18 protein-coding genes are annotated in these 20,890 nt (G+C 48.6%); 17 read left to right on the top strand and 1 reads right to left on the bottom strand.

Annotation, left to right across the window (positions count from 1 at the left end):
• Positions 1 to 5: 5 nt before the first annotated feature.
• The 17 genes from EKM87_RS04470 to EKM87_RS04390 all read left to right on the top strand — a co-directional run bounded on the left by EKM87_RS04470 (position 6) and on the right by EKM87_RS04390 (position 18,602).
• Positions 6 to 1,352: a TIGR03111 family XrtG-associated glycosyltransferase gene (locus EKM87_RS04470; protein ID WP_225428392.1), complete on the top strand. Its 1,347-nt coding sequence runs from the start codon at positions 6 to 8 to the stop codon at positions 1,350 to 1,352.
• Between the two features lie 5 nt (positions 1,353 to 1,357).
• Positions 1,358 to 1,729, top strand: a complete 372-nt coding sequence (locus EKM87_RS04465; protein ID WP_225428391.1) for a 6-carboxytetrahydropterin synthase — start codon at positions 1,358 to 1,360, stop codon at positions 1,727 to 1,729.
• 14 nt (positions 1,730 to 1,743) lie between these two features.
• Positions 1,744 to 3,321 carry a TIGR03766 family XrtG-associated glycosyltransferase gene (locus tag EKM87_RS04460; RefSeq protein WP_125682260.1) on the top strand — a complete coding sequence of 526 codons (1,578 nt, stop codon included), beginning with the start codon at positions 1,744 to 1,746 and terminating at the stop codon, positions 3,319 to 3,321.
• A gap of 80 nt (positions 3,322 to 3,401) precedes the next feature.
• Positions 3,402 to 3,932, top strand: a complete 531-nt coding sequence (locus EKM87_RS04455; RefSeq protein ID WP_125682258.1) for a hypothetical protein — start codon at positions 3,402 to 3,404, stop codon at positions 3,930 to 3,932.
• A gap of 358 nt (positions 3,933 to 4,290) precedes the next feature.
• A complete protein-coding gene (locus EKM87_RS04450; protein ID WP_125682256.1) occupies positions 4,291 to 5,013 on the top strand; it encodes an ABC transporter ATP-binding protein in 723 nt (240 codons plus the stop codon).
• A complete protein-coding gene (locus tag EKM87_RS04445; protein ID WP_125682254.1) occupies positions 5,013 to 6,233 on the top strand; it encodes an ABC transporter permease in 1,221 nt (406 codons plus the stop codon). The genes EKM87_RS04450 and EKM87_RS04445 overlap by 1 nt, the downstream gene beginning before the upstream one ends.
• Positions 6,234 to 6,308: 75 nt before the next feature.
• Positions 6,309 to 6,947, top strand: a complete 639-nt coding sequence (locus tag EKM87_RS04440; protein WP_125682251.1) for a TetR/AcrR family transcriptional regulator — start codon at positions 6,309 to 6,311, stop codon at positions 6,945 to 6,947.
• Positions 6,948 to 7,157: 210 nt separating this feature from the next.
• On the top strand, positions 7,158 to 8,051 hold the full coding sequence (locus EKM87_RS04435; protein WP_125682249.1) for an energy-coupling factor transporter transmembrane component T: 894 nt from the start codon (positions 7,158 to 7,160) through the stop codon (positions 8,049 to 8,051).
• Positions 8,039 to 9,697, top strand: a complete 1,659-nt coding sequence (locus EKM87_RS04430) for an ABC transporter ATP-binding protein (protein ID WP_125682247.1) — start codon at positions 8,039 to 8,041, stop codon at positions 9,695 to 9,697. The genes EKM87_RS04435 and EKM87_RS04430 overlap by 13 nt, the downstream gene beginning before the upstream one ends.
• Entirely contained in the window at positions 9,684 to 10,379 is a 696-nt protein-coding gene (locus EKM87_RS04425; protein WP_404819658.1) for an ECF transporter S component, read from the top strand. Before EKM87_RS04430 ends, EKM87_RS04425 begins: the two co-directional genes overlap by 14 nt.
• A gap of 14 nt (positions 10,380 to 10,393) precedes the next feature.
• A complete protein-coding gene (locus EKM87_RS04420; RefSeq protein WP_191988562.1) occupies positions 10,394 to 11,443 on the top strand; it encodes a prenyltransferase/squalene oxidase repeat-containing protein in 1,050 nt (349 codons plus the stop codon).
• Positions 11,444 to 11,466: 23 nt separating this feature from the next.
• Complete coding sequence (locus tag EKM87_RS04415; protein ID WP_125682245.1) at positions 11,467 to 12,129, top strand: DUF4430 domain-containing protein; 663 nt, start codon at positions 11,467 to 11,469, stop codon at positions 12,127 to 12,129.
• Between the two features lie 540 nt (positions 12,130 to 12,669).
• Positions 12,670 to 13,839 carry an MFS transporter gene (locus tag EKM87_RS04410; RefSeq protein ID WP_125682243.1) on the top strand — a complete coding sequence of 390 codons (1,170 nt, stop codon included), beginning with the start codon at positions 12,670 to 12,672 and terminating at the stop codon, positions 13,837 to 13,839.
• A 45-nt stretch (positions 13,840 to 13,884) separates the two neighbouring features.
• Complete coding sequence (locus EKM87_RS04405) at positions 13,885 to 15,072, top strand: MFS transporter (protein ID WP_125682241.1); 1,188 nt, start codon at positions 13,885 to 13,887, stop codon at positions 15,070 to 15,072.
• A gap of 244 nt (positions 15,073 to 15,316) precedes the next feature.
• Entirely contained in the window at positions 15,317 to 16,330 is a 1,014-nt protein-coding gene (locus EKM87_RS04400; RefSeq protein WP_125682240.1) for an ADP-ribosylglycohydrolase family protein, read from the top strand.
• Between the two features lie 14 nt (positions 16,331 to 16,344).
• The gene (locus tag EKM87_RS04395) at positions 16,345 to 17,709 is read left to right on the top strand and encodes a purine-cytosine permease family protein (RefSeq protein ID WP_125682238.1); all 1,365 of its coding nucleotides are present in this window, start codon (positions 16,345 to 16,347) and stop codon (positions 17,707 to 17,709) included.
• A gap of 2 nt (positions 17,710 to 17,711) precedes the next feature.
• Entirely contained in the window at positions 17,712 to 18,602 is an 891-nt protein-coding gene (locus EKM87_RS04390; protein WP_125682236.1) for a PfkB family carbohydrate kinase, read from the top strand.
• Between the two features lie 130 nt (positions 18,603 to 18,732).
• On the opposite strand, the gene EKM87_RS04385 is transcribed toward EKM87_RS04390, so the two are convergent.
• Positions 18,733 to 20,481, bottom strand: coding sequence for an LPXTG cell wall anchor domain-containing protein (locus tag EKM87_RS04385; protein WP_125682234.1), 1,749 nt, complete (start codon positions 20,479 to 20,481; stop codon positions 18,733 to 18,735).
• Positions 20,482 to 20,890: the final 409 nt, after the last annotated feature.

The following is a 20,890-nucleotide window of genomic DNA, read 5'->3' as shown; positions in this document are numbered from 1 at the left end:
TATTCGTGGACTATTTTGTAAACTTAACGCTATTTCAGATGGGCTTTTGGATTACTTGGGCAATGATTCCCATTGTGGTCGAAATTATTCCTTCTCTGATTTCAGCGGTGCGACTGATTGTCCGTAGTCGGCACCAACATGAGTTACCATTACCGGCCAAGTTGCCGTTTATTTCGATAATTGTACCGGTCTATAATTCTGAGGACACACTCTTTGCCTGTCTGCAGTCGATCAATGATTCGACGTTTCCTAACAAAAATATGCAAATCGTGATTGCAGATAATCAGAGTACGGATGACAGTTTTCAAGCCTTTGCAACGGCGCAAAACCACTTTGACTTGAATCTACAGTTGATTCGGACGGAGCAGGGGAAGGCCAAAGCGCTTAACGGCGCCATCTACCAGTGTATCGGCACCTACATCGTCAATATTGATAGTGACGGTGTATTAGAGAAACATGCCCTGATGAACATGGTCCTACAATTTGAAAATGACCTGGAGTTAGCTGCCATGACTGGTACGATTTTGCCACAACGGGCGCTCATCAAACGGACGAAGAAGCGGCGCCTACGGTTACTTCAAAAGAATGAATACTTTGAATACGCCCAAGCCTTCCTATCAGGGCGGACGATTGAATCAAATAACAACGAACTCTTCACCATGTCGGGTGCCTTTTCGGCCTTCCGAAAAGATACGTTGCTGGCCACGTTTATGTATAATACCAGCACGGTGGGTGAAGATACGGATATGACTTTTCAGGTGCGTGAACGGCTCAAGCGCAAGGTGATGTTGTGTGCCGACGCCATCTTTTATATTGAACCAACGCCGGGGATGAGTCAGCTCTACAAGCAGCGCCAACGCTGGATGCGTGGGGAATTAGAAGTCTCACGGGAGTACATGCACCACGACGCCCAGCTCGGGAAGTTCTTCCATAACTTTCTGGTTCGGCGCATTATGATTGATCACACCTTCATCTTTCCGAAGATGATTTGGCTCTTTGCCAGTGTTGTACTCCTATTCTTTCGGTACTCGCCCGTCGTATTGGGCCTGTCTTACCTGGTCATTTACCTGCTGTACGTCTTAGTGTCATTGGTGAACTTTGTTAGTGTTGGTAAGTTGTTGCAGGAATTTCCAGATGAAAAGCGCTTCTACCGGCGGGTTAGCTGGGTTATTTGGACCCTGCCAATCTATAACTTCGTGATTTCTTGGATTCGACTAGTGGGAATCATTAATTCTATGTCGATGCCGGGGGCTTGGAACACGGCCACGTTTGGTGCTGAGACGAAGTCCGTTGGTCGGGTCCTCAAGGGCGACATGCAGCGGTTACGTGATCAGAAACAGAAGAAGGAGTGAGCGGATTGGGTGAAATCCATACGTATAAAATGAAATCCTACATCAACGCAAGTCATGCGATGCGGTGGGAATCTGGTACCGGGCAAAAGCATAATCATACCTGGGAAGTTATCATGGAGATTCAACTGGACACGAACCATTTGGTACGGTTCAACGACATTGAGGACAACATGCGTGAGGTCTCGGTGAACTATTCGGGCAAGTTTTTAAACGAAGTACCCCCGTTTGATAAGCTCAATCCTTCATTGGAAAACATCACCCGCTATTTCTACAAGAAATTGTCTGAAACATTAGCTAAGAGTCAGGCGACACTGATGCGTTTAGAGATTGGGGAATCACCTACGCGGTTCTATTGTATTCAACACACTGACGACTAATTCGAGGAATCCTGATGAATCAAAAAATCTTTAACTGGGGCCAACACTTAATTCACGGCCTTTTTTATGTTTTATTTACTTTAACGACTTATTTTGCCATCACGTCGCCGAATTTTATTTTGGGTGACAACCAGTTTACTGGGAGTGGGACCACAATCGTTACCACGTGGGTGGTCATGGTGGTCGTGGGGATTATCCTGTGCTTGTACGCGTACCGACCGTTATTTCGGGGCTTTAAATGGCTCTTCATTACCCATCAAGCGGTAACGGCGAGTGTCGTCTTGGCACTGGCTGTCGTTTGGCAGATTACGTTCATGCTGGCCGTCCACCCGGCAATCGGGTTCGACGTGGGGGCGATTCACGATGCCGTTTTGAATCCTAAATCGCCCGATATTACGTCGTATTTTAGTCAGTACCCAAATAACTTGACGATTCTGTTGTGGCAGCACGGTCTTGCACAGTACTTTCACACGACGTCCTGGTTGTTCTTTGATACGGTGACGTTACTGCTGACGGATCTCTCCGTCGTGTTCAATCTGTTGAGCGTCGCGGTAATTAAACGGCGGTTAGTGCCCACGGCAATGTACATTCATGCTGGGTGGCTTGCGCTGTTTCCTATGATCATCGTTCCCTATACAGATGCTTGGGTCTTACCCTTCGTGTCCGCCTATATCTTCTGTTACTTTGTCATGCGTTACACGCAGTCTCACTGGGCGGTTAAACTACTGGCCGCAGTGGGCTTTGGCTTAGCAGCGATTGGTGGCTACTTTATGAAGCCATCTGCGGTTGTGGGCGTGATCGCGATTGTCCTGATTGAACTGCTGGGATTGTTTAAACGAGAAACTTGGCAACAAGCAACTGGCAAGCGGATTGCCTTGGTATTGGCACTGGTTGGCTTAGCTGGTGGCGTGGCGGGGACGACGTATGTGGTTGGTAACCACGCGCTGGATCAGCAAACCTACATTCAGATCAACACGGATCGGGCGATTCCGGCCATTCACTTCCTCAGCATGGGGATTTCGGGTCAAGGGGGCTACAACGCGAAGGACGCCCTCAAGATGGTGACCTTGCCGACGAAGAAGGCCCGGTCAGATTGGTCCAAGAAGGTCTATATCAAACGCCTGCGTCAGCGAGGTTTCTGGGGGTACCTGAAGTTCCTAGTTGCTAAACAACGCAACAACACGGCTGATGGCTCATTTGCCTGGGTCAAGGAAGGTCACTTCATGCAGCACGGCACCAAGCCGCAAGGAACGGGTCTTACCCGGGCGCTCGGTAGCTTTGTTTACCTGTATGGTGAGAATCTGGGTGACTTCCGGTATTTGGCTCAAGTTTGGTGGATTGTCTGGGTGCTCATGATTTTCTTTGCCTGGGGCGATCGTCGACAACTCGTTCAAATGCTCCGGCTCAGTTTAATTGGGGGCTTTATGTTCCTGTTGCTCTTTGAAGGTGGCCGGAGTCGTTACCTGATTCAATTTCTACCGGTCTTCCTGATTTTAGCGACGTTGTCATTTGAACGCTCACTCGCGTTTCTACGAGGCTTGTTTGGCTGGGTCGACCAGCCTTTACAGCCACAAGAATTAGACAAAATGTAATGATTAATTTTCCAATCGATGGCGTATACTGATTCCTAAAGGGATTGGTGGACCCAGTCTCGATTTGGGAGGATGGACGCATGAAAAAACAAGTAATCGGTGTGGCTGTGGTGGCCACTTTGATGGGGGTTGGTGGCGTCTTGGGGACGACGACCACTGCCCAAGCTAAGACGCAAACGACGTTACGGACGATTCCGCAACGGTATCGGCATACTTGGTATCACTACAGTCAGGGCAAGTATGAGAAACTGACGTTTAGTACGAAGAAGATTGCCAGCCTCAGTTACTTTGATGGTCAGAGTGCCAAGTATCGGACTAATCTGCACGCACACAAGTTAACGACCACGAAGTTTAAGCAACACACGACTTGGAGTTCTGCGACGACCACTAAACGTCGACACGCCACTTGGATCAACGTTCGTGGCTGGAATCAGGGGATGGGTGCCGGTGATTACTACAAGGTCATGACCAAGTCCTACCAGGGTGACCGACACGCTGTGTTGAGTCAGGCCGGCGGTGCCGGTGTTTGGACGTCTGCGCACTATTACCGCTCTAAAAAGATTGCAAAGCAATTGAAGAATCATCACTTTAAAGGTGAAGTTTACTATTAGATTGTCACTTTTGGTTGTCAGGACAGGTGTTGACCCCGTCTTGGCAATTTTTTTGTATATTGTGCTATAGGAAGAGTAGTACGGCTCGGAATTTCTATTTCGGGCCTTTTTTGGCGTGCAATTTAGGTTCCATGTCGGGTGAGCAATCATTTTCTGAATTAGCTCGAGGCCAATGGTGGGCAGCTCATTAAGCGGTCTGAATCAGTACACCAGTGCGATTTCTCTGGGACCTATTACAATTTTTTGAAGCAAACTTCCAGGACTGGTTGACAAAAAGTAAAAGTGAGCTTATACTCACTTTATCAGGTAAGTAATCACTCACTCACCTAAAAACAATCGCGTTTTGGGAGGTATTATTATGACACAAGCAATCATTGAACTTAACCATTTGGCTAAGAAATTTGGCAATCAAACCGTTTTGAAAGATATCAATTTAACTTTAAATAAAGGTGAAATCATCGGCCTGATTGGTCCTTCAGGGGCCGGCAAGTCGACCGTCATCAAAGTGGCATTAGGAATGGAAGTAGCCAGTGGTGGTTCCGCCAAGGTCTTCGATACTGTCATGCCTAACCGGCAGTTACTGGGACGAATCGGGTACATGGCGCAAACTGACGCTTTGTATGAAGCCTTATCAGGTCGTGAGAATTTAAAATTTTACGGTTTGATGAAGGGCATTGCCAAGGCTGATATGGCGAAAGAAGTGGCTCACGCTGCTCAGGTAGTTGATTTGACCGATGATTTGGACAAACGGGTCGCGGGGTACTCTGGTGGGATGATGCGGCGGTTATCCTTAGCCATTGCACTACTGGGTAACCCCGAATTACTGATTTTGGACGAACCAACGGTGGGAATCGATCCCGCACTACGGCGGCAGATTTGGGCAGAACTTGGCAGCATTCGTGATGAGGGTCGTAGCATTCTGATTACGACCCACGTGATGGATGAAGCAGAATTAGTGGACCGCGTGGCCTTATTACTGGGTGGCGAAGTCATGGCGTTTGATACACCGGTTGCTCTGAAACAGCAGTACGGGGTGGACACGATTGAAGACGTATTTTTAAAGGCGGAGGGTGTTGAATAATGAGAACGATTGGAATTATGAACCGGGTCCTGAAGGAACTATTCCGGGACAAGCGGACGTTAGCACTGATGTTTGTTGCCCCCATCCTAGTGATGCTGTTAATGAGTGTTATCTTTAATACCAATTCAACCACGAACGTTAACGTGGGAACGGTTGCTGTGACTCAGAAGTTAAATAAAGAAATGGGTGGCATCAAGCACGTCGACGTCAAGACGTATGATACCAAGGCCGATGCGAAGCAGGCGTTGCAGGACGAAAAGATCGATGCCATCATTAAGAAAAATGGCAACAATTATGATTTGACGTATGCCAACACCGATTCTAGTAAGACGGCGGTCGTCAAAATGGCCTTTAAGAATGCGGTGACGGCGACCAGCATTGACCAGTTGAAGTCCGCTCTGAAGAAGAGCACGACTGGGATGGCTAAGTTGCAAGCACAGTTACAGGCTATGCAAAAGCAACAGGCTGCCATGAGTGCCTCAACTCAAACAACGGGGGCCACAGCGGCTGCCAAGAAGGCAGCATCAACGAAGTCTACGTCAACGACGACGGCGACCAAGAGTACCAGTCAAAAGACGCCTAAGATCACCAATCACTACGTTTACGGTGATAAGAACACTGGCTACTTTGCCAAGATGCTCCCAATCTTGATGGGCTTCTTCGTCTTCTTCTTCGTCTTCCTGATTTCTGGGATGGCGCTGTTGAAGGAACGGACGACGGGAACGCTGGACCGGTTGCTGGCGACACCCGTTAAGCGATCTTCCATTGTCTTTGGTTACATGTTAAGTTACGGGATTCTAGCGGTTATTCAAACAATTGTCATCGTTTTGGTCACCGTTTGGTTATTAGGAATCGAAGTGGTTGGCAATATGGCCAGCGTAGTTGTGATCAACTTACTCCTGGCACTGGTCGCACTGGCCTTTGGAATCTTACTCTCAACGTTTGCCAACTCCGAGTTCCAAATGATGCAGTTCATTCCACTGGTTGTAATTCCACAGGTCTTCTTCTCCGGCATCATTCCGTTGGATTCGATGGCCGACTGGGTCAAGGATATTTCCTACATCATCCCGCTGAAGTACTCTGGGGACGCCGTTAGTGACATCATTATGCGTGGCACCTCTATCTTCAGTGAAGGCTGGAATATCTTGGTATTATTGGTCTTCTTGGTCGTCTTAACAATTCTCAATGTAGTGGGCTTGCGTCGCTACCGGAAGGTTTAAGCAAGTATTAGGCGGTCAGGTCAGACATCTCGTGTATAATGAACGTATCGATTTTAATAAGAAAGGGTGAAGGGTGTGGAACCAAATATTTTCAGCACTTACCGTGACTGGCTGGAACACGAAAAGATGCCAAAAGGGAAAAAGGCTGCGTTGGTGGCCGCCGTGGAACTCTTTTCCGACACCGGTTTTGACGGGACGTCTACCGTTCAGATTGCTGAAAAAGCCGGTGTCAGCCAAGCAACTATCTTCAAGTACTTTCACACGAAACAGGATCTTCTGTTAGCAATTGTTAGACCAGTCATGGAAAACTTCTTTCCCAAATACCGTGACGACTTCTTTGCTAAGATGAGTCAGTTTGACACACTGCCAGAATTGATTCGGTTTATCGTCAGTGACCGCTATCAGTTTGTTGCTGGAAATGTTGAGGTCATCAAGATTTTGTTCATGGAAATGATGAGTAATGTAGAGATTCGCCAGCTTTTTGGCAAAATCGTTTCCAGCAATGATTTCCATTTTTTGAGCGAAATGCTGGGTGATTTGAAGCGAACCGGTCAGTTGAGAGATGACATTGATGCGGCCGGTTTAGTGCGGATCATTGGTGGCCAGATTGGTATTTACTTGGTGCAAAGTCACTTCGTACCAGCCATGGTGCACGGTGACGAGCGCGATTTACAACTTATTTCAGATCAGGTTATTCGGACAATCAGCAAGTAAATTAATCCCGTCGTCACGATTACCGTGGCGGCGGGATTTTTTGACTGTCAAGGACCCAGTTTATAGATTGTGGCCTAATCAGGGGTGCGTGAAGGCTGGTATAATTTTTAACAGACGTTCAGTTCAAAAACACATTCCATAGTATTTTATTTCCGAATTTACCACTAGATATAGTATTAAACTGAATGCGTTGAAATGAGGAGGGGTAGCATGCAGTCGATAGGAACCCAGTCCAGCCAGTTTCTGGGACAGCGTCACCCGTTAGCCCTGGTTCTATACTTTGGTGAACTATTTACGGGATTACTGCTCTTTAATCATATTTTGATTACTGGATTATTCTTTTTAGGCTTGTGCGGGTCGTGCTGCTGGTATTTTGGCAGTCGAACGGTTTGGCGGCTCGTGCGTTCGGTGCTGTCATTGATGGGACTGATCCTGCTCTTAAATATCCTGCTGAGCCACTCAGGAGCTAGTTGGTGGCAGTTTACCCTGGGAACTTGGCACTGGAGTGTCTCGCGGGTCGGCGTTCTGTATGGCGCCACCATGGCCCTGTCACTAGGGGGGATGATCATGGCCTTTGTCCTCTTTAACGGTTGCGTGACGGCTAGCCAGTTAAGGGCCCTCTTAAATCCAGTAGCCCCTCGACTGGCCATGTTACTGACACTAGCAATTCGATTCGTGAACCTCTTTAGCCAACAATTTCGGCGGTTATTACGCCTGCAACGGACGCGGGGGATGGTGGTAACGGCGGGGCCGTGGCGGCAACGGTTGACCAAGACTGGTAGTCTGCTCCGGGTCCTCTTACTTGGGAGCATTTCGCGAGCAATGGAGACAGCCATTTTGATGGAGGCCCGGGGCTACGGTGGTCGACAGCGCAGTCAGTACCGCCATTATCACTGGCGGTTGGCGGACACACTATTTACGCTAGTCGCGAGCGGGTTGTTTCTGGTAATCCTTGGCCTGCGCTTACGTGGCTGGGGTGTCACGCCGAATGTACATAGCTTACCAAGCATATTGGCAACGGATTGGTGGGTAGCAGGTGTGGTGAGTCTGGTAGTTGGCTTGCCATTCATTGGGGAAGGAATTTATCGATTATGTCAGAACTAATGAGCCTGAAACAGCTGACGTTTACCTATCCAGCAACCAGCAGGCCGGCGTTAAACGATGTCGATTTGAGTATTGCCAGCGGTGATTTTGTGGTCATTGTGGGTGCCACTGGGAGCGGGAAGACGACGTTGTTACGCCAGTTAAAGCCGGAGTTGATTCCAGCCGGTAAGCTGACGGGGACTGCTCAGTATCAGGGACGGTCGATTCAGACGTTAAGCACCACTGAAAGTGCCCAAGCAATCGGGGTGGTCGTGCAAGATCCAGTGGTTCAGCCAGTGATGGCAACGGTGATTGAGGAACTGGCTTTTTCACTCGAAAACGTTGGTGTTTCGGCAACCAGTATGCCCGGCAGAATTGCAGAGATCGCGAACTTTTTAGGATTAGATCAACTCCTACATACGCCGTTGCAGAGGCTGTCGGGTGGTCAATTACAACTCGTTAATTTAGCGTCAGCCTTAGTTCTCCATCCCGCCATGTTGCTACTAGATGAACCGACAGCCCAGCTTGATCCCACGACAGCTCAGAACTTTTTAAACGTGTTACAACAGGTACATCATGAACTGGGATTAACCATTGTGATGAGTGAGCATCGATTAGACCGGGTCCTGCCGTTAGCTAGTCGGTTGCTAATTATGCAAGACGGTGCCCTTTTAGCAGCCGGATCGGTGGCAACAGGACTGCAGTTAATGACCCAGCACACTGAGCTAGCCAGTTTTGTGCCAGCGATTCCCAATTTTTTTGTGCAGCAGCACCTGACCGGTCACCGGTTGCCACTAACCGTTGCAACGGCTCAGCAAATGCTTGGACAGCGAGGCATATCGTTTAAGCTACGGTCGTCCGCCATGCCCGTAAAGACAGCCGGCTCACCACTATTGACGTTGACTGGCGTGTCATTTCGCTACGATCAGCAAGCCCCCACGTTGCGGACTATTGATGTCACTTTTGCTACCGGAACCTGGGTGGCGATCCTCGGCAAAAATGGGGCGGGGAAGTCCACCTTGTTGCGTGTGCTCGCGGGATTACGAAAGCCACAGCACGGCAAGGTCCGACTAGATAAGCAACTCGTTTGGAAGTTAAATAATAGCGCGTTGATTCGGCAGGTCGGTCTGCTGTCACAGCATCCAATCGATCAATTCACCGGACTAACGGTGCGTGAAGAACTGACGGCTCAGGCACGGTTAGGAAATGAACCCGCCAACGCCACGACAGTCACGGATTGGTTGGCTAAATTACAGCTAACGGCGGTGGCTGATCAAAATGTTTTCGACTTGAGTGGCGGGCAGCAACAGTTGGTGGGACTGGGGTTAGCCTTGATTACGCGACCACGCTTATTATTGCTCGATGAGCCCACGAAGGGGTTAGATCCGGTCACTAAACAATTGGTTGGCCGGTTGTTGGAAAATTATCGTGCAGCGGGCGTAACTATTGTTATGGCCAGTCACGATGTTGAATTTAGTGCGCAGTTTGCGACCCACGGCACGTTTATGTTTGATGGACAACTGACACCTGTGCAACTCAGTCGTGAATTTTTCACGACGAACTTTATGGCAACTACGGCCGTGAATCGTCTACTGCGACAGTGGGTGCCACAGGCTTTATTTAGCACGGATGTGGAAAGAAAAGGTGGGGTGGATGATCAAGATTAATTGGTGGGAACGTAATCGTGCTTGGATGTTGGGGCTGGTAGTCATGCTGGTATTACTGGCGGGGCTGTTGGCTTTAAGAGGCCGCCATTACTTGTTCTTTAGTGTGGCTTGCTTAGCCTGTAGTTTAGCGCCAGCCTATTGGCACTTTGAGCATCGTCACATGCAGACTCGACTCCTGGTGTTTTTGGCAATCATGATTGCACTAGGCGTTCTGGGGCGAGTTCCCTTCGCAGCAATCCCGAACGTTCAACTGACTAGTTTTGTGGTGATTGTTAGTGCCATTGTACTGGGGCCTGAGTTGGGGTTTGTAGGTGGGTCAATGATGGCACTGGTGTCCAACCTCTTCCTCGGTCAGGGGCCTTGGACGCCGTGGCAAATGTTGGCCTGGGGCCTGATGGGAGTCACCACTGGATTATTGGGCCGAACCTCCCTCCAAAATAAAGTGGGCGTGTTAGTGGTATGGGGCGCACTTTGGGGCTTCTGGTTCGGCTGGATCATGGACCTGTGGTATGCGTTGGCCTACGTCCGACCGGTGCGGCCAGCCAGCTTGTTGGTGTCCTTTGCTTCGAGCGCGGTTTTCGACAGTTTTCACGCAATGACTAATGCGGTGAGTCTGCTGGTCCTCTACCGACCGTGGCAAACAATGATGAAACGGTTAATGATAAAATACAGATTAATTTGAAGGAGAACGACCTGATGAGTAAAGATAAGTTAGTGAGAATTGCGTTAACGACGATGATGGCTTTAAGCGCAGTAATGCCGGCAATCAATGTGGATGCTGCAACGATTAAGGTTGCCTCCAAGACGTCGCAAAAAAGTAAGCAAAAAGCCCTTTATACATCGGCTAAGAAAATGATGAAGCAGAACCGGGATGGGATTTCAGGCAAAACCAAGATTTTTAGCAAAGCAACGTATCCTACAACTGGTGCAGCTTCTGGTTACTCAGACTTTTTACTGGGACTGAAGAAGCAGGGATATAAATTTACGGCGGCCCAGAAAAAATTAGTTCAGAAAAATCTGATTGTTTCCAGTAAGAGTGATCCGGCAGTTTTAGCGAATGCCATCATTGGGTTACAAGCAATGGGAATCAATCCCAAGGCCTATCATGCGGTCGGTACGAAGAAACAGGTCAACCTAGTGACGACGTTGTATAAGAAGTCACTGACTAAGCAGACGGTGAATGTTCAAAGTCAGGCCCTGATTGCCGTTGCTTCAAACAAGACGTTTAAGCGGCCTAGCAAAGCTAAGTTTTCTAAGACATCTTTGAGCAATCGCATTGCTAAGAGCCAGCAAGCGAACCACGGGTGGGCGTACAACAATACGGTTGCTAGTGTTGATAGTGATACCACTGCGGTCGCCGTTAACGCTCTGGCCATGGGTAAGAGCCAGCGTAAATTAGTGACAACGGCCACGAAAAATGGGCGCGCTTATCTAAAGAAGGCGGTTTACAAGAGTGGGGCGTTTGGGTACAGTTATAACGGTAAGAACTTTGCCAACGCTAACTCCACTGCGGAGGCTATCGTTGGTTTAGCCACGAATAAAACTGCCTTTTCGTTGATCAATCACACGGCTATCAAGCGTGGACAGCAGGCCACACCACTGAAAGCGATGAACGCCTATGTGACGGCCAAGGGAACGGTCAGCGGGGCAATGGATAGTGTCCTGGCTTACGGTCAAGTTAGTCTAGCCAACAGTGCCTATCATAACGGCAAGTACACGAATAAGTTGATTTATACGTTTAAATAATCTGGTAATAGGGAGCGAGTAGCATGAAAAAAACGGTGGGAATCATGGTGGCGGTCGTACTCACTATTTTCACAATGGGCACAGCGTTAGCCATGCAACAGCGTCAGCAAGGACAAACGCCATTGGCCGCGCCGGTGGGAACCCATGATTCCTCGTTAGCTAGTAGCTCGGCACGGGCCCGTCGTCAATCCAGCCAACAGTCTGTGGCTAAGGCGGTGAAAGCGGGGACCTCGGCCTCCTCAGTGCGTGCTAGTCAGCAGGTTGCTAGTCAAAGCGTGTCGGCAAAAACGCCAACAACGCGTCATTTGACTGGCAATCAAAAGACTAAGACGAGTCAGACGGCTACGGTAGCTAAGAAAAATCCACGCGCAACCAAGGCCAGTCAAGCGGCTGATCAGGTTCACTTGACGGTTACCGGCTATAAGAAAAACTTTTATCAGGGCAATCTGAAAATCACCAACAAATCAACGGTCTTTTCAGTGCTCCAGGCTTCAAAGTTAAAGTTAGGATACCAGGGTGGTACCGCCGTGTACGTCAGTAGCATCCAGGGCCTTGCTCAAAACGATGTGAAGGTTGGCAGCGGCTGGAAGTTTACAGTCAATGGCAAGTTCGTTGACCAGGCGGCCAATAGCAAACGGGTACAGCGGGGTGATCGGGTTCATTGGTACTTCACGACTGCAGGCTAATCGGTTTGTCTTCTCGCCTTACCGGCCGCCAGCAATGGGCTGGAACGGTGCGGACACAACTTGAAGCCTCGAAGGGCACGAGTCTACAAGCTTGGTCTTCTGCTAAGTCAGTAGGAAAAATACCTACTGACTTAGCAGAACGACGCGCCTGAGCCCATAGCTGGCGGCCTCTCGGCTTATACAGTGTGCCATTGCCGACTAAGGGTCATAAAATCCGTTATCCGTTAACCTGAAAAAATTGTGCACGTAAGTCTTTCAGCGTACTGGTATGCTAGAGTGCAGTCATGGCATGCAGACTCCTTGGCCTCCGGAATATGACAAATTTTGCAGCATCTATATTTGTGGGGACGGACTTGAACCAGACGATTTATCTTTCAATTTTTAGCGCTAATAGGTAGTGCTGGTAGGGACCGCAATGGCGGACTCTATCAGCACTTTTTCTATGGTCGGATGGTAAGTGTTCGCGTGGTAATTTCGTGGTGGATAGTGTAATCTAGGAGGATACGTGTTTCGAAATAAAGGTGAAGGGAAGAGGATTGGATGACGAAGTATCGTTGGCAAGCCACCGCGTTTGTCTTGGTTTCATTTATGTTAGGGTGTAATGAATTTATTGTGGTGGGTGTGCTCTCGGACATTGCGTCATCCCTAAAGGTCACGGTGGCAACGGTCGGTCTGTTGGTGACTTTGTTTGCCACGGTTTTTGCCATCAGCACGCCAATCATTACGATTTTGACCAGCCGCTTCAACCGGTACCGGGTCTTCATGACGTTGATGGTCGTCTTCCTGATTGGAAATACCTGGAGTGGATTCGCCACGAGTTTTACCATGCTGCTGATTTCGCGAATGATAACGGCCGTTGTGGCGGGGTCGTTGGAGTCACTGGTTATCGCCTTTGCCAATGATGTGGCACCGCGGGGAAAGCGGGCTGTCTTGATTTCATGGATCTCAGCGGGATTCAGTATTGCTTCCGTTATTGGGGTCCCCGTTGGAACAGCTATCAGTACAGCAACTAGCTGGCATGATGCCTTTCATTTGATCTCGTTACTGAGCCTGGTGACGTGTTTGGTACTGGCTTGGCTGTTACCTAAACACGTGCAACAGGTACCTGGCACAATTAAGGAGCAGCTAGTTTTATTGACGGATGCCCGTATCTATTGGGGTGTATCGTTGATCACGCTCTCAGCTGGGACGCTGTACGCTTATTACACCTACATTCGGCCGTTACTGACAACGGGGATGGGGTTCAGTGCGCAGGCATTGAATTGGCTACTGTTTGCCTTAGGAATCATGAGTATTTTTGGCAATCGGCTGTCAGGAACGTTAGCAGATAATAATGGGTTGAAGTGGATGCCCTACATTTATTTAGTCACACTGATATTGCTATTACTGATGCCATTAACGCTGAACCAGGCCGTGGTCGGGTTTGGCATCTTCTTAGCATTGACCCTATTGCTGACCTTGGTGGGCTCCCCATTACAGATTTTATTTTTGGATGTGGCCGAGGCGGATTACCCACAGGCCAAAGTATTGGCGTCGTCGTTAAATGCTATTTTTTATAACGTCGGTATCTCAATGGGGTCGGCGGCAGGGTCGTTGACGTTAGCTCGTGGTAGCCTGAAACACTTAGGACCAACGGCAGCCATTTTTGCTGGGGCATCAATGATTGTGGCGCTGGTCTTGAATCACACGATTGCCAAGCGCAGAAGATGATGATAAAGGAATTGATTGTAACTTTAAGACCGGAGGAAAAGGATTGTGAATAAGTATCGTTGGCAAGCTATCGTGTTTGTCTTAGTGGCCTTCATGTTGGGCTGTAATGAATTCATTGTGGTCGGGGTGCTCTCTGACATTGCTAAGGAATATCAAATTGCCGAAGCGACTGTTGGGTATTTAGTGACGATCTTCGCGACGGTGTACGCGGTTAGTACCCCGTTTATCACCATTCTGACGAGTCGGTTCAGCCGCTATAAGACGCTCATGACCCTCATGGTGATTTTTTTGATAGGGAATACGTTGAGTGGGTTGGCCGTTAACTTCACAATGCTGTTGATTTCCAGAATCATTGCTGCGATGGTGGCTGGTGCCATAATTTCGTTGATTATGACCTTTGCCAGTGCCATTGCGCCGCGTAACAAGCGGGCTAGCCTGGTGTCGTGGATCTTTGCTGGCTTTAGCATTGCCTCTGTGTTTGGGGTGCCACTGGGAACGGCCATCAGTACGGCTTATAGTTGGCATGACGCTTTTTACTTAATTTCGGTGATCAGTGCCATCACTTGTCTCCTGCTGGGATGGTTGCTCCCACGTCAGGTTGAACAGGTACAAGGGAGTATCAAGAATCAGTTGGTTCTGTTAAAAGATAGTCGGGTCTACGTCGGGATTGCGTTGGTCCTATTTACCGCCGCGATGATGTACGCTTATTACACGTACATTCGACCGTTATTGACGCAAGCAATGGGCTTTAGCACGGCTAGCCTCAACTGGTTGTTATTCTTGATTGGGATCATGAGTATTCTATGCAACCGTTTCTCGGGGATGTTGGCTGAACGGAATGGATTACGGATCATGCCAAGGTTTTACGTGGCCGACATCATCTTACTCCTGCTGTTGCCATTTGCCTTAGGCAGTCAGCTTCTGGGGATGGCTTTCCTGCTGGTGTTGACCTTGATTGTGACGCTACTCAACTCGCCGATTCAGATTCATTTCTTAAATTTGGCAGAACAGGAATACCCGCAATCAACCGTGCTCGCGTCTTCATTAAACTCGATTTTCTTTAATTTTGGTATTTCGTTAGGGTCGGCAACTGCCTCTGGTTTACTGGGAGTGGTGGGACTTAAGCGAATTAGTTGGGGAGCTGCTGTGTTTGGGGTCATCTCACTAGTATTAGCCATTATTTTGAATCAGGTTATCAGACAACATCGTGAACGCCAAGCAGAGGTTGAATAATTCACTTTGCTAGGGAAGTAGGGTAAGACCTAAGACCCGAATGAATATGAAGAATTTGATTAATTGATGAATAGAGCGGTGATTCAGGTAACTGAATCACCGCTCTTTATGTACAAAGCAATTTTCAAAAAGCATAAGATTCATATAATGAAATTTATAAGACGTTAACTTAGACATCCACGGTAGTTTCGGTTATATTAGAAATCTGGACAATCGACACATCAGCTAAGTGTGAGGTGAAAATATGCAAAATCAAACAGATAAATTGAAGGGTGTTTTGTACGGTCAAGCGATTGGCGACGCTATGGGGATGCCAGGAGAACTCTGGCCAGTTGAGCGAATCCAGCGGTATTTTGGTGGACCCATCACCACACTTTTAGATGGCCCGACCACGAATGAGGTAGCCGTTAATTTTACGAGGGGCCAGTACACGGATGATACGAACCAGGCCTTAGTTATTTTGGAAGCCTTGATGGAGAGCAATTGGGTACCAGAGACTGCGGTTTTTGGAAAGCATCTCTTACGGTGGGCGGATGCCATTGACGCATTTGATCAAAACATTCTGGGCCCGAGTTCTAAGGCAGCACTGTTGGCCCTCAAATCGGGTGCGGACGCGCATCCCGTGACGGCCAGTGCGTTGACGAATGGTTGTGCTATGCGAATTGCCCCAATTGGTGCACTGTTTGATACGCGGCATTGCCAAGAGCTGGTAGACATGGTATGTGCTGTGACGCAAGTGACCCATTCATCGGATGTGGCCTTTGCTGGAGCAGCAATGGTGGCCGGGGCGGTTACGGCGGCGATGGATGATTTGGACTGGGACGACATTGTGGCGTTTGCGATGACTGCTAGCGCCGCAGCCAAAGATTATGGGGTGCCGACCTGGTCGGCAGCCGTCGTGGCCCGTCTACAGATAGGTCTGCGATTAGCATGGGAAAATGCTGATGATCCGGAGCGGTTCGCTCGATTGATTTATGAAACGGTGGGCACGGGAACCACAATTAGTGAATCGGTCCCTGCAGCTGTGGCGATTGCCTATTACACACGGGATGTCCAGCAGTGTGCCCTGTTCTGTGCCAATTTGGGGGGCGATACCGATACGATTGGTGCGATGGCTACTGCTATCTGTGGAGCCAAGAATGGGTATCACAGTATTTTACCAGAGTGGATCACGTTGATTGATGAAGAGAATCCAGAGCACCGGTTGCTAGACTACGTGGTACCGATGCAATCATTTAGAAATAGTACATTATTTTAAGGGGAGAATTTTTTGTGAATGAAGATGTTATTAAGGTGCCAGATGAGGAGAAGACACTAACACCTGGAAAGCTTTTCTATAATTGGTTTGCCGCCAACATTGGAATTATGGGGATTGTGTTTGGCGCGATGATCGTTAGCTTTCACTTATCCTTCTTTCAGGCGACACTCGCGTCATTGGTGGGAGGGCTATCCTTTGTGTTTCCAGGCTGGGTTGCGACTTTAGGAAAAAGAGAGGGAATTACCACTTTTAAACTTTCCCGGGCCGCTTACGGGACTCATGGGAACAAGATTCCTAACGCCATCGCTTGGTTTAATATGGTGGGGTGGTTGGCCATCAACGTGATTACGGGGACGTTGTTGCTAGTATCCTTGTTTAAGATTTTACATATCGCTAAAAATGGGGTGACCGTTGCCATTGCCCTGGCAATTTTTGCAGGATTAGTTATTTTATCAGGATTATTGAGTGAAGCAGTTTTAGCGAAGATCCAAACCTGGTTATCTTGGATTTTTGGCCTGCTGACACTCGTCATCTTAATTTTATTTTTAATGAAGGCCGATTGGCAGGCAGCACTCGCAGCTCCTAGTGGCCATTGGTTAGGTGGGTTCTGGCCAGCCGTTTCAATTGTGGCAGCGGGGTCGGGAATCAGTTGGTCCATGGCTGCTGCTGACTGGGGCGCTTATGTGAAGCCACAAACGAGTCAGTCCGCAACCTTTTGGAATACAACACTAGGTGGTGCCATCCCCCTCTTCGTTTTAATGTGGGGTGGGGTACTTCTGAGCACGGTAGAACCTTCATTGGCGACGGCCTCAAATCCTATTGATGTGATGAACGATGCCTTACCGTCATGGATCTCGGTGATTTATTTCCTAGTCGCTGCCGGTGGCTTGATTCCACAATGCATTATTAGCCTCCGTTCTGCCCGAATTAATTTGGCAACGGTTGGCATCAAGGTGTCACAACAAACTTCGCTAGTGATCCATGGGGCAATTGTGGTCTTGATTCCCATCTACGTGCTTTTTATTTCAGGCAACTTTTTGGCTAACTTTGAATTGTTCTTGGGTTTCTTGGGCACTTGTTTAGCTGCTTGGGTTGCAATCTTTCTCTGTGATAGCGTGATGTATCGGCGGCAGGGGTACGATGTTAGCTTACTAGAAAACGATTCTCAAAATAAATACAACTGGAAGGGCATTACGTCCTGGATTGTTGCAGTTGTTACGGGTTTTCTGTTCACGAATAATGCGATTTGGAATGGGCCGTTTGCGCACGGCATCTTCCGAGATAATAGTCTGGGGGTTTTCGTAGCTGGTATCGTGGCAGTTGTTTGCATGTTACTGCTCAAGTCAGTTGGCCGTGCCAGTACGAGTGAGGCGCGTTAAAAATGACAAAACGAACCTTAGTGATTGGTGCAGCTTACGTTGATATTGTCGTCGGACTTAATCGCTTGCCGCAATCAGGAGAAGACGTTACTGGTAATTTGGAAGCGACGCAGGTTGGTGGCTCGGCCTTCAACGTCCAACGTGCGCTAGCATATCAGGGGGCGGCGGCTGATTTACTTGCACCGGTTGGACTGGGCACCTATGCCAGCATTGTTGAACAGACGCTAGCTGATAGAAAGATTCCGCTGCTTGTCAGGGATGACCGTGCTGATAATGGCTGGGATGTTTCATTAGTTGAGTCGGATGGGGAGCGCACTTTTTTAACGGTTAATGGGATTGAACAACTGTGGTCTGAACGTTGGTTTCAATCAGTAGATCTAAAAACTTACGATTACTTCTACATTTCTGGCTATGAATTAGAGGAATTAGGGGCTGCTAAGACTATTTTAGATGCCCTTCGTCGGCGTAAGGTTGGTGCCAAGGTTCTGTTTGATGCGTCCCCCCGAAGCCAATATTTACAGCCGGCAGTGTTGGAGGCGTTATTCGTACCAGGTACAATCGTTCACTGTAATGCGACGGAGGCGGGCAGCTTGGTGGCAGGAGAAACGAGCTATCAAGTCGCTGCCCAGCACATCCATCGTTTAACGGGTGAGCCTGTCGTGGTTACATTGGGTGCGGACGGTGCCTACGTCGTTGACCAGGGACAGTGTACACGGGTTACGGGAGAGGTTGCACGCGTGATCAATACAATTGGTGCTGGTGACAGCCACTGCGGTGGATTACTGGCAGCCCTCGCAACCGGCCAACCGTTGCTAACAGCCGTCGCCGAGGCCAATCATTTGGCAGCCAAAGTGGTGGGCCAGGTTGCTGGTGCTTTGGAACATAATAGATAAAGGAATAGGCAAAAAGTCCGTGCAATCAGAGCGATTGCACGGACTTTCTTTTAAGACCTAAAGGGGGAAAATCAAAAATCGTTATCAAACCAAGAATGGTAGAGCGGTATAGGCTTAAAATTAGTCTCGCTTAGCCTTTATGTTCTAACTTCCAATCGTAGGCACCAAGACCCGTAATGACAAGTAACATAACACCTAACCAAACGTAACCTTGGGAAGAGCGTTCACCAGTTTGAGGTAAGGTTGCGCCCACGTAGGTACCAGCTGCAGCACCACTATTTGAGCTGCTACCACTACCAGCTACGGTAGTGCCACCGGATTGCTGGTTAGTACTGCCATTACCAGGCGTGGTTGGGTAGGCGCCACTGCCGCCCGTAATGGTCTGCTGACTATTTGAGCTACTAGTCCCCGGTTTGTGAGTCGTCGGGCCATTTGGCTTAGTGGGCTTGACTGGTTTATTAGGTTTTGTTGGTTTATTTGGCGTCGTCGGTTTTCCTGGTTTCTGAGGTTTTTGAGGCGTTGCTGGATTGGTTGGTGTTTCTGTTCCAGGATTAGTAGGCGTCTCAGTTCCGGGGTTGGTTGGGGTTTCTGTACCAGTTCCCGGATTGCCAGGGTTGGTTGGGGTTTCGGTGTTGCCACCGCCACCAGGATTTTCCGGTGTACCGCCGCCTTCAGAACTAGAATTCTCCCGAACATCGGTTGCTGCGACAGTAACTGCGGCGGTTTGTCCGTCGGTAATGGTAAATGGAATGGGGGGGTTGTTTAATTCAAACCCGGCTGGTGGGGTAACCTCAACAAATTGATAATTGCCGGCGGCGAGGCCATCACACTTGATGATCCCTTCAGCATCAGTCACCAAGTTTGTCTTAATGACTTTACCATTAGCATCTTGTAAATCGTAAACGGCACCTGCTAGGACTTCACCATTAGTTTTGGCTGTCTTTTTCAGAATAACTTCACCGGCCTGTTGGTCGTCGCCATTACCATTGCCGGTCCCGCTACCGCCCCAGACGATACGGGCACTGACATTTTTGCCGTTCATTGAAGCATTGTTTTTCCAGGTTCCACCGGTACCAGAAATGGTAGGAGTAGTTTGGTAGGTCATGTTGACGGCCGTCTTGACATCGCTAAAGGTGAAGGTTAAGACGCTACCCATGACGTTGATGGCTGGCGAAATGGATCCGCCGTCACTGATGAAGAAGCCATTGCTATCGTAACTCCCGGTGTGGGCGTGAACACTACCAGGAATGTATTCCTGGCCGGGACCGAGACTATCGGTAACGACGGCCTGCCCCAGACTTGAACTGGTTGGATTGAAAGCGATATTCCAAGTCAATTTGGCTGGCGAGCCGTCTGGATTGCGCTCAGAAACCCAGCCAACCTTATTGATTCCCCAGTTTAGGTTCGTGTTATCCTCCGTCGTACTTCCTTTAACATAAAATTGTAGATTCCCCGTACGATTCTTCGTGGTATTCGCTAGCGCACCGTTGAACGTAATGGTCCCGGTGCTTTCACCTTCCTTGATGCTAAACGTCCCAATCTTTTGACCGTTATCGTCATACAACGGGAAAGTAACGTCCCGGCGGCCAACAGCACTGTGTGGGAACGTGACGGTGGCAGTATCACCATCCTTGATGACTTGTCCGTCTGGAATCCGCCAGTTGTAGTCAATCGTATAGTTATTCCATTTGCTTAAGTCGCTTCCATTAGGGATGGGTGTGCCGTTGGAATCCGTAATCGTTGCATTATTGCCATCCAGGCCAGATACCGTGACACTTCCCGCGTGAGCTGTGATGCCACCTGCACCAAGACCGCCAAGGATAAAGACGGTAATGGTTATTAGAATACCAATCACGACGGTGGTAACCTTTCTTATCATCGTAATCCTCCTCCAATCAACATTTACGAGTCACTATTGTACGTGGTAGTGTATTTTACAATAATGGCTCATCAGACAAAATATTTTTGACAATCCTTCAACCGCTTTATTTTTACTATAGTCGCAATCGAAAAGGTCAGGGTAGGAGCGAGAGAAGATTTTGGTTGTTAAAAAGCTGGCAGAGCCAACTGAGAATTTTTAAGGTGATTTGATGGCTGAATTTTAAAAACTGTCGCCACTAGCGTTGCTATGAAGCGGTTTAATGAACTATTTTATAGCTGGCTAATTTGGCAAATGGGTAAGTTGTTCAGAGCGGAAACTTGGCTTACCAGGGGTGGTTAACTAGCCGGCAAAAGGCATAGTATGATAAATCAAAAAGCCCGTGAACGAGTCGCGGGCTGGCGGAAAC

The organism is Levilactobacillus yonginensis (genome assembly GCF_003946265.1).
GTDB classification, from domain to species: Bacteria; Bacillota; Bacilli; order Lactobacillales; family Lactobacillaceae; genus Levilactobacillus; species Levilactobacillus yonginensis.
This window is presented reverse-complemented; position numbering and strand designations above follow the sequence as displayed.